A 13,781-nucleotide genomic window follows, 5' to 3' on the forward strand; every position below is an offset into this window, starting at 1 on the left:
AAATAATGAAACCAAAACAATTTAGAAAGGAGTATGAATGGTGAGAAAGCTTGATGACTATTTGGTAAATTTGAAAGACGATATTTTTTTTGCACATTGGAAGTTGCATAAAAATGGGGCGATTCTGCTTGTCCTTGATGGAAATGGTGATTTCCAGGGCGTTACTACTTTCCGAGAACTGAGGCGCACCTACGTGGACAGAACATTGCGGAAAGTCGAGGATATTTATAATGCCAACTGCAAGTACATAGTCCATGAGAATGAGGAATTGGACTTTTTAAAGGCAAGAAGCCTGTTCCTTGATTTTCCGAATATTTTTCATATTCCAATTATCGATAGGGAAAAACATGTCTGGGACATCATATCGAGGGAACGGGCGTTTTGGAAAACCTATTATGTACAGGCAAGGCTTCCCCGTATGCACTACGCTTATTGCATCTATAATGCTGCGCAGGAGGCTAAGGCACTGGGATATGATAAATTCAGCGTTCTGGAGTTTGGTGTTGCTGGCGGCAACGGTCTTGTAAATTGTGAGTTTCATGCAAGGGAGATAGAGAGGCTATTCAATATCGGCATTGAGATATATGGATTTGATTCTGGTGAGGGGCTTCCAGAAAAGAATATGGGTTATAAGGACATGGTGAATCTCTGGCCGGGAGGAAGCTATAAAATGGATAAAAAGAAGCTGGAGGAACGTCTGCGCAGAGCAAAGCTGGTTTTGGGAAGCTTCCAGGATACGACAGAAGATTTTTTGGACAAGTACTGCCCCGCACCGATAGGTTGTGTATTGGTGGATGTTGATTATTATTCATCCACTCTTCCGATACTAAGTTTTTTGAAAAACCAAGATTCAGCTTTTATGCCCAGAATCTATATGTATTGGGATGATATCATTGTGGGATATGAGTTTCAAGGGGAAAGTCTGGCGATAAAGGAATTTAATGAAAGCAACAGTCAGATAAAAATCTCCCCTGAGTCGCTCTATTATCAGGATTATCGAGCTAGGATAAAAATATGTCATCGGTTTTCCCACATGGATTATAATAGGAAAGCAAGCGTTTTTGATGGCAGGACAATGGACGTTTCGGAATATGAACTCCCATTGGAGCCAAATGTCAATTAACTTAACAGTAAATCGGAAAAGAATATGAGAGTGCATGATATAGAAGATTTATTGCGTGATTATGACAAAGTTTTTTTGATAACAGAGAGCAGATACATAAAGATGTTGGAAGAAGATGCAGGAGATGCCGGAAAGGTCATTGTATTGCTGCCAATTTCCCCAACGAAAGATATGCAGTTTGATTTCATTACGATTGACGAAATACAATGTGAGGAACTCTTAAAGCTATACCACACATACGAATTTTCCGACCGTTTTCAGGTTATTATGGAGAATAGCTGCTATGGAGGCCTTGACAATTATGTAAAGACAGGGATTTTGACGCCAAAGGAGGCAGAGGAAGCTGCGTTGATGTAGGAACGATGGGGATATGGTATGGATAAAGCGCATTATGAAGAAATGGTGAAAGCAATAGATGGACTGACAGCACATTATTTGCTGCAGGATAGAAAAATTTATGTGTTTGGGCATTGTAATGCCACGGAGGAGCTTGCCGATCTGCTAATGAAGAAAAATTTTACGGTAAAGGCGATTCTGGATAACAACACGGCGAAGCATGGAAGCAGTTATCGGGGCATACCCATCACTCCGCCAGAAACTATATTGTCGGAAGATGCCACGCATACGATTGTCTGCATTGTGGCAAGGGCGTATGCGGCGATGAATGCGCAGCTTAGGGAGCTTGGGTTTTCCGGGAATGTGGTAAAGCTGGTGAATTATAACAGCTATGCAGAATATTCCCTTTCAGGGGATACTATGCTGAGAATGTGGCAGCGTGTGGAGAGGGGAATCCGACTGAAGGAGGAGATGGAGCAAAAATATCCGGGAGCTTTCAAGGTGCTTTGCCCCTTCTGCGCGTTGGGCGACGTTTTCCTTACCATGTCCTATCTGCCGTATTTTGCGGGGAAGCGTTGGATAGACGGGAAAGATATTGTCTATTGCGTAATTGGCTCTGCTTGCAGGCAGGTAGTAAGCCTATTTGGGGCGGACAAGCGTGTGGAGTGTTTTTCGCAGAAGGATATGGATGAGCTGGTGCAGGCGTGCCTGTATACGGAGGACGAGACTTCCTTTATCGCCCATCAGGATCGCCCCTATATGGTAAATCTGCATAAGGCATTATATTTGAAATGCATTCCGCTTGAAATCATTTATCGATGTGGGGTTTTCGGGCTGCCAATAGGCACGGAGCCGGTAAAGCCGGAAAATCTGCAAGTATATCCCGGATTGGAGCAGATTAAAAAAGGGAACGCGGTTGTTTTTTCACCTTATGCAAAGTCTGTCACATCATTGCCAAAGGATGTGTGGGCTGCAATCGTTTCTTACTATAAAGCCAAGGGATACCAGTGTTTTACAAACGTGGCAGGAGAGGAGAAGCCATTGGCTGGAACGACAGGAATCAGCCCGACGCTGTCGCAGGTGCAGTCCCTGGTGGAGTGGGCGGGCACGTTTGTGGGAATCCGCAGTGGGCTGTGTGATGTCCTGAAATATGCGGCTTGTGATAAGACGGCGCTTTTCCCAGATTATCATTACTGTGATACGAAGTGGAAGGCGATTGATATGTATGCCATTGATGGCTGGAGAAATCTTGTTGTAAAGGATGGTTTTTTATGGGGGAAAAGCTGATTTTTTCTTCTCACAAGAGGCAGGCTGAATACTTACCTTGCCAACATCAACAGGCAGGCACAGGAACGCTTTGAAAGGCTCATAGTGGGCATGAAACAGAACGACAGCTAGAGGAAGAAAATGGCTTAGATTAGACAGGAAGAATGAATGACATAAGGGTTTGTGCGAGGGAGGTTGTGAACAGCAAGATAATTTATCTATAAATACAAGATACCAAAGGGGAAATCGGCATGAGCCGATTTCCCCTTGTTTTTAAACCTTTGATATTGCCCATGAAAACGATCCAGATGCAAAGCCTTTATTCCACAGTGACCATGGATACCAATACATCTCAAAATCCTTCCGCAAAAAGTTTAACAAAGCAGGAATGATGCAAAGTATATCAAGAGTATCCAGATGTATTGATAACGGACCAATGGAAGCGTTCTGGGGGAAGCGGCGGCGTTTTGGTGTACTATGGACAGGGGGAGTGAAATTGGAGATACAATATTATAGAGAAATGACAGAAAGTTATAGTAAACTAAGGCAATGCGGTATTCTTAAAAATAAAAAAATTTTTCTCTTTGGGCATTGTAATGCCACGGAGGAGCTGGTAAAATGTTTTGCAGAAGGCGGATTTTCTATAACGTCAATTTTAGATAATAACACCTCCAAGCATGGTAAAGTGTATCAGGGAATTCCGATTGCTCCACCTAATTCAATCTTGTCTGAGAATCCTGAAGAAGTAATTGTATGTATTGCAGCACGGTTTTATGAATCAATGTATTCTCAGCTCAGGAAGCTTGGATTTCCAGGTGAAATACGAAAAATGGTTGATTATAATACATATGCTGAATATTCGCTTTCTAATGAAACCATAGGGAGAAAATGGAAACGTATAGAAAAAGGGCAACGTTTGGTGGCGGCGCTTTTTGCTCATTGTCCGGTTGAAATTATTGAGCAAAAAGAATTAGATGCTGCTATTCAGGCGGAATTATACCTGCAAGATGACAAGGCTTTTATTGCCCGTCAGGACAGACCCTATGTTGTGAATTTAGCAAAAGCGCTATATATTAAAAAAATCCCCTTAGAAAAGATATACTGTTGCGGTGTATTTGGACTTCCAAAAGGAGCAAGGGCGGCAGGTTTTTACAAATGTTGCAGGAGATGAAAAACCCCTTAGAGGAACCATACCCATTAGTCCCTTAATCTGTGAGATGAAATCAGTGGTAGAAAGAGCAGGGACTTTTATTGGGATTCGCAGCGGCATGTGTGATGTGATTCGGACGGCAAAGTGCCGAAAGATTGCACTTTATCCAGATTACAATTATTGCGATACAAAGTGGAAGGGAATTGATATCTATGAAATTAGCGAGTTTGAAAATATTTTTATAAAGAGTGATTTTGTATGGAAGAGGATTTTAGATAAGGAGTGTAGCAGATATGAATTTTGAATTAACAGCTTCCATGATGTGCGCCGATTTTGGCAATCTGGAGAAGGAAGTAAAAAATTTGGCAGAGGGAGGTATTGATTCCTTTCATATCGATATTATGGATGGACGTTATGTGCCCAATTTCGCAATGTCATTGAATGATATGAGATACATAGCTTCAGTGTCTCCAAAGCCTTTGGATGTACATTTAATGATTGAGCATCCGAATAACCGGATTGACTTGTTTCTGAATAATCTGCGCAAAGGAGATACGGTATATATCCATCCGGAGGCGGAATATCATCCGTCTACAACGCTGCAGAGTATTATCAATGCGGGAATGATTCCTGGCATTGCAATTAATCCAGGAACCAGTGTGGAGACTGTGATGGAGATGCTCAGGATTGTTAAAAAGGTGCTTGTGATGTCGGTGAATCCGGGGAATGCAGGACAAATGTTTCTTCCATATGTAGGGAAGAAGATTACGAAGCTGCTGTCAATGAAGGAAGATATGGATTTTGAATTATACTGGGACGGGGCCTGCAGCGCAGACAAGATTCTTGAATTTGCACCGAAAGGGGTACGAGGATTTGTCCTTGGAACGACGCTTCTGTTTGGAAAGGCTAAGCCGTATGGAGAGACGCTGCAGAGGATTCGGGAACTGCAGTTTTAATACTTTGTTTTAATTCCTTATACTTTCCTTATAATCCTGCCTTATACTTGTTTTGTAGTTCAGTAAGAGAACATGAACAAGGAGGAAATAAGGAGGAATCAACATGAATCAAAACATCTTAGAAACAAAATGTCTAACCAAATCTTTTGGAAATCACCATGCTGTTAATCATATTTCTTTGGCAGTACCCAAGCATTGTGTATACGGACTTCTAGGCCCCAACGGCGCAGGAAAATCCACCCTCTTAAAAATGATGACGGGAATCCTGCGCCCCACAGACGGGCAGATTCTCTTTGACGGTCATACATGGACCAGGAAAGACCTTGGGGATATTGGAGCCCTAATCGAGACGCCGCCAGTGTACGAGAACCTGTCGGCATGGGAGAACCTAAAAGTCCGCGGGCTGCTGCTTGGCATACCAGATGAGAGAATCCAGGAAGTATTGGACTTGGTGGATTTGGCAGATACAGGGAAGAAGAAGGCGGGCGCATTTTCCATGGGAATGAAGCAGCGGCTTGGAATCGGGATTGCCCTTCTTGCCAATCCAAGGCTTTTAATTCTTGACGAACCCACCAACGGACTTGATCCCATTGGCATTCAGGAGCTGCGGCAAATGCTTCGTAATTTCCCCGAAGAAGGAATCACGGTCATTGTCTCAAGCCATATCCTAAGCGAGATTGCAAAGACAGCCGACCATATTGGAATCATTGTAAACGGTGTGCTGGGATACCAGGGCAGTATGCCAGAGGCCGACCGTCTGGAGGAGTTATTCTTGAAGACTGCGGCGCAGGAAAGCCATGAGAGTCTGGGAAAAAATCGGAAGGAGGGGAGATAGATGAGAGAATATTTTCTTGCAGAAAAGATGAAGAACCGTCATACCTATCTGCAAAAATTGATGGTGCTCATGCCTGTGGCAGTGGTGTGTCTGTCCGCCTGGCTTGCGACGGATTATTTCATGATTGACAGTTACAACTGGTGGTATATGGTCCTGTTTCCATCAATGGTTGCTCTTGTTGGCGCCTCTGTAGGAAACCGAGATAAGAAGATGGGAAACCGTACAATCCGTGTACTGCCTGTAAAAATGGGGGCAGTCTGGGATGCAAAAGTATTGTACGGCATCCAGTGCATGGGGATTGCCCTGCTGGTTTTTTTGGGTATGACGCTTGCAGTCGGCACATGGCTTGAACATATACAACAGGTATTTCCCATTAATCCATCGGTGGGCGAACAGCTTCTGGCGGTAGTAGTCTTATTTGTGACGTCTCTGTGGCAGATTCCCTTCTGTCTGCTTTTGCAGCAGCTTATGGGCGTATTCCCTATGCTGCTGCTTCATATGGGCAGTTATACATTGCTTTCAGTGGAGTTAGCGCTTCACCCATTTTTTATGGCCCTGCCTGGCGGAATTACGGCAAGGCTGATGTGTATCATCTTAAAAATACTTCCCAATGGGCTGGTGGCAGAGCCAGGGAACGTGACATTTACACAGGAGTTGTTGGAATGGAGAGGGCTGCCTGTAGGAATTGCCGCTTCTGCTCTATGGTTCGTGCTGCTTTGGAGGGCAGGCCGTAAGTGGTTTGAGAGGCAGGTGGAAAGATAGAAATGGAAAACTTAAAGAGAAATGTGGAGGAATTGTACCGGAATATGAGAGGAGAGATGTGGAAAATGCGCCATACTCTGCTTAAATGGCTGCATCTGATGATTCCCTTGCTCGGAATTTTAGTATTCCTTTCCTACTATTCCTTTTCAGGATGGAGTGACCAGGGGAAAGTGTACGGATACATGGAGGTACTTTCCATTGTGCTGCCCCTAATCGTCAGCGTGGTCAGCGCAATGTCTGTGGAGTTGGAGGAGAAGGGGCATTTTCAAGCTCTTTTCACAGTGACGGTGTATAAGAGGAATCCCCTGATTGCCAAGTGGATGGTATTGTGGAGTATGGGATTTGCTGCAATCCTTCTGGCGGTTCTAGGTTTTGGAGTGTGTTTTGGCATCCAGACAGGGAGGACGGTGCTCTCAGTGGGAGAGTATTTGGTTTTGGCAGTGGTTTTGTGGCTTGGGAGTATGAACTTATATCTTCTCCATCTCTTTTTGAATCTTGCCTTTTCTAAGACCATTTCCCTGTGTGTGGGAACTGCACAGTTGGCGGTTTCTGCACTGTTTCTGACAGGGCTTGGGGAGGGAAGGTGGCAGTTTTTTCCCTGCGCATGGGGTGGCAGGTGGAGTGGATATCTGTTACAATATTGGAAGGGAAACGAGAGTGTATCAGGAGAATATGTGGCAAACAGCCTGGTTGTGGGAGCAGTTGTTACAATTCTGTTCTGGTGTGGGGCGCTGCTCTGGTTTCATTACTATGAGGGAAGGCAGTAAAATGAGGATATTGGCAGTAGATGATGATGAGCAGATTTTGAAGCTAATCAGAAATGCATTGGAGAAGGAGGGTTACCAGGTGACGGTGCAAGGTGACCCTCGTAAACTTAAAAACCTGAAGCTTACGGATTACCAGTTAATCCTTCTGGATGTAATGATGCCTGGACTTGACGGCTTTGCGCTGTGCGAGGAAATACGTGACAGCGTGGACTGTCCCATCTTATTTTTGACAGCAAAGACGAATGAGGCGGATATTATGAAGGGACTTGGCGTCGGCGGGGACGATTATATCACCAAGCCTTTTGGAATCGGGGAATTGCGCGCCAGGGTGGCGGCCCATCTGCGAAGGGAGACGAGAGAGAAAAAGCATGCGGTGACCGTAGACGGCGCAATGTTCTATCTGATGGAGAAGAAGGTGCGCTATGGAGAGATGGAGCTTGGATTTACCAAGAGCGAGTATGCCATCTGCGAGTATCTTGCCATGAATCGCGGACAGGTGTTTTCCAAGGACAGAATCTACGAGCATGTATTCGGGTATGACAAGGAGAGCGATCCTTCTGTGATTACAGAGCATGTAAAGAATATTCGGGCAAAATGCCAGAAGGCTGGTTTTCAACCCATTGAGACGGTCTGGGGGATTGGATATCGATGGAGATAAAAGGAAAAAAGAAGACCGTTACGTCGGTGTTTTTCAGGTATGCCTGCTTCTACACAGCCGGCGTCTTATTTTTGATATTTTTATTGTTCCTTATCTGGTTTGTGCTGGAGGTGACCGGAGAAATCCTTCCGGCGAACCATATGGAGATAAGGCTTAATGAAGCCGCAGATCAAATACGAAAAGCGCCGAGAATTACAAAGGAAATGCTTCCAGAGGGGTGTATATATGGAGTGTATGAAGGGGATGGCAGTTGGCTTTATGGTACGTTTCCCTCAGAGGAGATTAAGCAGGCCTGGGAGAAATACCAAAGGAATGACATCTATACCCATGGAAGTGGATATTATCGGTTTTTTGTTTGCGATTCAGGGGAGGTATGCATTGCAAGGTATGAGATTAGGACACAGTTTCAAAACGGATTTCTGGAGAAATTTTTGCCCAGTCCGGACCTGTTGATGGTCTGTTCATTTATCGTGCTGTTTCTGCTTCATACGGTCCTTATGTCACGCCGTTTTGGAAAATATATGAAGAACAGGCTGGTGGTTCTCAATGAGGTTACGGCAAAAATCAGGAATCAGAATCTGGAATTTGAGGAAGAACATTCTGAGTTAAAGGAAGTGGATGAAGTTCTAAATTCCCTAAACCAAATGAGGGAGGCCCTTAAGGCTTCTCTTTACAGACAGTGGAGCCTGGAAAAGAGCAGGGAGGAACAGATCGCCGCCCTTGCCCATGATATTAAGACGCCTCTTACGGTCATACGGGGCAATGGGGAGCTGTTGGCAGAGGCAGAGCTTGGGAAGGAGGAAAGGGAGTATAACCAGGACATTCTCCAGAGTGTGTCAATGATTGAAGAATATCTTGTGACATTGAACGAGATTTTAGCAGAGGACGAGGGAGAGTCTGGCGTCCAGAATCAGACAATTTCCTGCGACGCTCTTTTAGAGCTGTTTATGGAGCAGGGAAGGCTTCTTTCGTCTGCAAGGCAGTATCCCGTGGTTTTTGACGCAAAGGCTGTCCATGGGGAGGTCTGGTGTAGCGTCAGCCAGCTTCTGCGGGCGTTTAATAATATTTTGAGCAATGCTATGGATTACAGTCCGGCTAAGGGGGAAATCAAAGTTTCGCTGGAGATAAAAAGAGAACATAAGGGAGAATATTTGGTTATAACCGTTGTAGACGAGGGCCCAGGTTTTACGGCCCAGGATTTAAAGCATGCAACAGACCGGTTCTATCAAGGGGACGACAGCCGCAGCAGAAAGAACCATTACGGGATAGGGCTTCATACGGCTGAAAAATTTGTGAGAGCACAGGGAGGATATCTGGCGATTGAAAATGCAGAAAACCATGGGGCGAAGGTGAGTATTTTTGTTCAGATACATTGATTTTTGCAGAAAAACAGCATGGTCTTTCGGCCTTTCATCCGGAAACCATGCTGTTTTTATATTATAATCGGTTATGAAAGTCAAGCCTTCATATTCTTATTTGCCGTAGAAAGCATAAGTTTAATCCGGTTCAACTGGTTCACCTCGCTTGCACCAGGGTCGAAGTCGATTGCCACAATATTCGATTCCGGATACCGCCTTCTTAACTCCTTGATCACGCCTTTCCCCACCACATGATTGGGCAGGCAGGCGAAGGGCTGCGTACACACAATATTCGGCGCGCCGCTGTGTATCAATTCAAGCATCTCGCCGGTGAGAAACCACCCTTCTCCGGTCTGGTTGCCAAGAGACACGATATCAGAGGCCATCTTCCCAAGCTCTTTAATATCTGCCGGAGGGTCAAAATGCCTGCTCTCCTTAAATGCCTTGCTTGCCGGCGCACGAAACCATTCCAGAGCCTTGATGCCTAAGTTTCCTACAGTGGCCTTGGATTTTTTCATTCCCAGATGGGACACCTTAAAGTTCTGGTTATAGAAGCAGTACAAAAGGAAGTCCAGAAGATCCGGCACTACTGCCTCTGCGCCCTCGCTTTCCAGCAACTCCACCAGATAGTTATTGGCGGCAGGCAGGAATTTGACCAGAATCTCACCGACCACCCCCACACGGGGTTTTTTTACATCCAAAAGCTCAATGTTTTTATCGAAATCCTCAATAATCTCTTTGCAGAGCCGTTTGAACCTGTGTCTGGAAGGATATCCCTTTGACAAGAACTCTTTACAGACCTTCACCCATTTTTCATGCATAGCGTCGGCAGAGCCTTTGACCGCCTCATAGGGGCGGATGCGGTACACGCATTTCATGAAGATATCTCCCAACACGATTGCATACATGCTGCGCATGATAAGGCGGGGCGTCAGCTTAAAGCCGGGGTTCCCCTCCAGTCCGCTTAAATTCACAGAGATAACTGGTATATGCTCGTATCCAGCTTTTTTAAGGGCTCTGCGGATGAAGCCGATATAGTTGGAGGCACGGCAGCCGCCGCCGGTCTGGCTGATAATCACGGCAATCTTGTCTGTGTCGTACCGGCCGGAGAGGATGGCGTCCATAATCTGTCCCACCACCATCAGGGAGGGATAGCAGGCGTCGTTATTGACATACTTAAGCCCCACGTCCACCGCCTGCTTATTGTCATTGGGCAGGATTTCAATGTTGTAGCCAGAGGCTGCAAAAGCAGGCTCTAACAAATCAAAATGTATGGGTGACATCTGGGGGCAGAGGATGGTATAGTCTTTTCGCATTTCCTGGGTAAACGGAACCTTTGTGACAGCAGAAGACTGAATGGTCCGTTTCTCATTCCTCTTTTCCCGAACGCGGATGGCGGCAAGAAGAGAGCGCACCCGAATTCTTGCTGCCCCTAAGTTATTCACCTCGTCGATTTTCAGAGAGGTGTAGATTTTGTCTGAATCGTTGAGGATGGAGGCCACCTGGTCTGTGGTGACGGCGTCCAGCCCGCAGCCAAAAGAATTAAGCTGGATTAAATCCAGATTATCCCTGGTTTTTACAAAGTTGGCTGCCCCATAGAGCCTGGAGTGGTACATCCACTGGTCCATCACATTTAACGGATGCTCGGCAGGATGCAGATGGGAAACAGAATCCTCTGTCAGTACCGCAATATTGTAGGAGTTGACAAGCTCCGGAATTCCGTGGTTCACCTCAGGGTCAATGTGGTAGGGGCGTCCGGCAAGAACGATTCCCCGATTGCCGGTGCGGTTCAAAAATTCAATGGTTTCCTCACCCTTCTTTTTCATGTCCTCGCGGCATGCTAAAAGCTCATCCCAGGCCCTATGTACGGCAGAGCGGATTTCGGATGCGGGTATGGAGAACTTTTCTGACAACTCCTCCACCAGACGGTAGGAAATGGTCTCCTCGCTTTTTAGCGACAGGAAGGGATGGAGGAATTCCACCTCGCCGTTTACGATGGCGTCGATATTATTCTTAATATTCTCCGGATAGGAGGTAACAATAGGGCAGTTATAGTGATTGTTAGCCTCCTGAAATTCATTTCTCTCATAGGGAATACTGGGGTAGAAAATACGGTGTATTCCCTGATTAATCAGCCATTGTACATGGCCGTGGGCCAGCTTGGCCGGATAGCACTCAGACTCACTGGGAATAGATTCAATCCCCAGCTCATAAATCTTGCGGGTAGAAGCAGGGGACAGTACCACCTGGAAGCCCAGAGTATGGAAAAATGTAAACCAGAAGGGATAGTTTTCATACATGTTCAGCACCCGCGGGATACCAATTACACCCCTTGTGGCCTCGTACCCTTCTAAGGGGGTGTAGTCAAAATACCGGTGAAGCTTGTATTCAAACAGGTTGGGCAGCTTGTTGTCGGCTTTTTCCTTTCCAAGTCCCCGCTCGCAGCGATTTCCGGTGATAAATTTTCTTCCGCCGCTGAAATGATTAATGGTTAAGCGGCAGTTGTTGGTGCAGCCCTTGCATTTGGCCATGGTGGTGGAGTATTCAAGGGCCTCAATATCCTCGATGGAAAGCATGGTGGTTCCTTGACAGTCCATATAACGCTCACGGGCAATGAGAGCAGCACCGAAAGCCCCCATGATTCCGGCTATATCCGGACGAATGGCCTCGCAGCCGGCAATCTTCTCGAAGCTTCTAAGCACCGCATTATTGTAAAACGTACCTCCCTGCACCACGATATGGTTTCCAAGCTCGGAGGCGTCGGATACCTTAATCACTTTAAACAGGGCATTTTTTATGACAGAATAGGCAAGGCCGGCGGAAATGTCCGCAACCTCGGCCCCCTCTTTTTGGGCCTGCTTGACCTTTGAGTTCATGAATACCGTACAGCGTGTGCCAAGGTCAATGGGGTTGTGGGCAAATAAAGCCTCATGGGCAAAATCCTCCACAGAGTAATTCAGAGACTTGGCGAACGTCTCAATGAAAGAACCGCACCCCGACGAGCAGGCTTCATTTAGAAGCACGTTGTCAACGGTCTGGTTCTTAATCTTAATACATTTCATATCCTGTCCGCCAATGTCCAGGATACAGTCTACATCCGGCTCGAAATAAGAAGCCGCATAGTAGTGGGAAACCGTCTCAACCTCTCCTTCGTCCAGCAGAAGGGCAGATTTTATTAATGCCTCCCCATAACCGGTAGAACAGGAGTGGACGATTTGGACACCCTCTGGCAGCTTGCTGTAAATGTCCTTAATGGCCATGATGGTGGTTCCAAGGGGGTCGCCCTCGTTGTTGTGGTAGAAGGAATACAAAAGAGTGCCGTCGTCTCCCACTAAAGCGGCTTTTGTGGTGGTAGAGCCGGCGTCAATCCCAAGAAAGGCCTTGCCGGTGTAGCTTGCCAGATCTTTTACCGGAACCTGGTGTCTTGCGTGGCGTTTTTCAAACCCATGAAAATCTGCCTCGCTTGTGAACAAAGGCTCCATCCGGTCAACCTCGAATTCCATCTTAATCCGTTTCTCTAAGCGGCTCTGCATCTCCTGTAAGGATACCTGACGTTCCCTTTTTGAATTCATGGCAGACCCAATGGCTGCAAACAGATGAGAGTGGTTTGGAGCAATGGTATGTCTGTCATCCAGCTTTAGAGTCCGGACAAATGCCTCTTTTAATTCAGAGAGGAAATGTAAGGGGCCGCCTAAGAACGCTACATGGCCGCGGATTGGTTTGCCGCAGGCCAGACCGCTGATGGTCTGGTTTACCACCGCCTGAAAGATGGAGGCGGCTAAGTCCTCCTTGGAAGCGCCGTCGTTTATGAGAGGCTGGATATCGGATTTGGCAAATACTCCGCACCTTGCGGCAATGGAGTAGAGGGACTTGTAATTCTTGGCGTATTCGTTAAGTCCAGATGCGTCGGTCTGAAGAAGGGACGCCATCTGGTCGATAAAAGAGCCTGTACCGCCAGCGCAGACACCGTTCATGCGCTGCTCTACGTTACCGCCTTCAAAATAGATGATTTTGGCATCTTCACCGCCCAGCTCGATGGCCACGTCTGTCTGGGGAGCATAGTCCTGAAGGGCTGTGGATACGGCAATCACCTCTTGAACGAAGGGGACGTCTAAGTGCTTGGCGAGAGTCAGGCCGCCGGAGCCGGTGATTACCGGATAGGCGTAGATTCCCCCTAATTTATAGATTGCCCGTCCCAGAAGGTCGGACAAAGTTTCCTGGATATTAGCATAATGCCTTTCGTAATCGGAAAAGGCGACATCGTTGTCCTTGTCGAGTATAGCGATTTTCACAGTGGTTGAACCGATGTCAATGCCCAGTGTATACAATTCGTTTTTACTCATAATAATAATAACACTCCTTTACGGCTGTCTTATTACAGCCTGTAACATTATACGACAAAATTTTTAAAATAACAATTAAGAAAGTGCTATAGAAATATAAAAAAGTTGTAAAGTTCCATAGCAGAATTGACAAACAGTGCGTAAAACGGTAGAATTACTACAGTATAAAAATGATGTTAAGAGAATGTTCAGATATCTTCATCTAGTGTAAAATATTGGAATTTAAG

The 13,781-nt window shown here is 46.0% G+C and carries 12 protein-coding genes and 1 pseudogene; 12 read left to right on the forward strand and 1 reads right to left on the reverse strand.

Going from position 1 to position 13,781, the window contains the following annotated elements; all coding sequences use genetic code 11:
* The first annotated feature begins 37 nt into the window (after positions 1 to 37).
* From GN277_RS11090 to GN277_RS11145, 12 genes and pseudogenes are all read left to right on the forward strand, one after another.
* Entirely contained in the window at positions 38 to 1,123 is a 1,086-nt protein-coding gene (locus tag GN277_RS11090) for a CBS domain-containing protein (RefSeq protein WP_159751092.1), read from the forward strand.
* Positions 1,124 to 1,147: 24 nt separating this feature from the next.
* On the forward strand, positions 1,148 to 1,480 hold the full coding sequence (locus GN277_RS11095) for a hypothetical protein (protein WP_159751093.1): 333 nt from the start codon (positions 1,148 to 1,150) through the stop codon (positions 1,478 to 1,480).
* 18 nt (positions 1,481 to 1,498) lie between these two features.
* Complete coding sequence (locus GN277_RS11100) at positions 1,499 to 2,746, forward strand: hypothetical protein (RefSeq protein ID WP_159751094.1); 1,248 nt, start codon at positions 1,499 to 1,501, stop codon at positions 2,744 to 2,746.
* Between the two features lie 6 nt (positions 2,747 to 2,752).
* Positions 2,753 to 2,949 (forward strand): annotated as a pseudogene (locus GN277_RS11105) (TnpV protein); the annotation flags it as partial.
* A 272-nt stretch (positions 2,950 to 3,221) separates the two neighbouring features.
* A complete protein-coding gene (locus GN277_RS11110; protein WP_159751095.1) occupies positions 3,222 to 3,896 on the forward strand; it encodes a hypothetical protein in 675 nt (224 codons plus the stop codon).
* Between the two features lie 46 nt (positions 3,897 to 3,942).
* Positions 3,943 to 4,179: a hypothetical protein gene (locus GN277_RS11115; protein WP_159751096.1), complete on the forward strand. Its 237-nt coding sequence runs from the start codon at positions 3,943 to 3,945 to the stop codon at positions 4,177 to 4,179.
* Positions 4,169 to 4,831, forward strand: a complete 663-nt coding sequence (locus GN277_RS11120) for a ribulose-phosphate 3-epimerase (protein ID WP_159751097.1) — start codon at positions 4,169 to 4,171, stop codon at positions 4,829 to 4,831. Before GN277_RS11115 ends, GN277_RS11120 begins: the two co-directional genes overlap by 11 nt.
* A 103-nt stretch (positions 4,832 to 4,934) precedes the next feature.
* A complete protein-coding gene (locus GN277_RS11125; RefSeq protein ID WP_159751098.1) occupies positions 4,935 to 5,666 on the forward strand; it encodes a lantibiotic protection ABC transporter ATP-binding protein in 732 nt (243 codons plus the stop codon).
* Positions 5,667 to 6,428 carry a lantibiotic immunity ABC transporter MutE/EpiE family permease subunit gene (locus GN277_RS11130; RefSeq protein ID WP_159751099.1) on the forward strand — a complete coding sequence of 254 codons (762 nt, stop codon included), beginning with the start codon at positions 5,667 to 5,669 and terminating at the stop codon, positions 6,426 to 6,428.
* Positions 6,429 to 6,430: 2 nt separating this feature from the next.
* Positions 6,431 to 7,195 (forward strand): lantibiotic immunity ABC transporter MutG family permease subunit, encoded by a 765-nt coding sequence (locus GN277_RS11135; RefSeq protein WP_159751100.1) that lies wholly within the window; start codon positions 6,431 to 6,433, stop codon positions 7,193 to 7,195.
* A gap of 1 nt (position 7,196) precedes the next feature.
* The gene (locus GN277_RS11140; protein WP_244324676.1) at positions 7,197 to 7,853 is read left to right on the forward strand and encodes a response regulator transcription factor; all 657 of its coding nucleotides are present in this window, start codon (positions 7,197 to 7,199) and stop codon (positions 7,851 to 7,853) included.
* Positions 7,844 to 9,229 (forward strand): sensor histidine kinase, encoded by a 1,386-nt coding sequence (locus GN277_RS11145; RefSeq protein ID WP_244324677.1) that lies wholly within the window; start codon positions 7,844 to 7,846, stop codon positions 9,227 to 9,229. The genes GN277_RS11140 and GN277_RS11145 overlap by 10 nt, the downstream gene beginning before the upstream one ends.
* 80 nt (positions 9,230 to 9,309) lie before the next feature.
* Here the strand turns inward: GN277_RS11145 and GN277_RS11150 are convergent, their stop codons facing one another.
* On the reverse strand, positions 9,310 to 13,554 hold the full coding sequence (locus GN277_RS11150) for a 2-hydroxyacyl-CoA dehydratase (RefSeq protein WP_159751102.1): 4,245 nt from the start codon (positions 13,552 to 13,554) through the stop codon (positions 9,310 to 9,312).
* Between the last annotated feature and the right edge of the window lie 227 nt (positions 13,555 to 13,781).

This window comes from Sporofaciens musculi, from assembly GCF_009830285.1.
Lineage (GTDB): Bacteria > Bacillota > Clostridia > Lachnospirales > Lachnospiraceae > Sporofaciens > Sporofaciens musculi.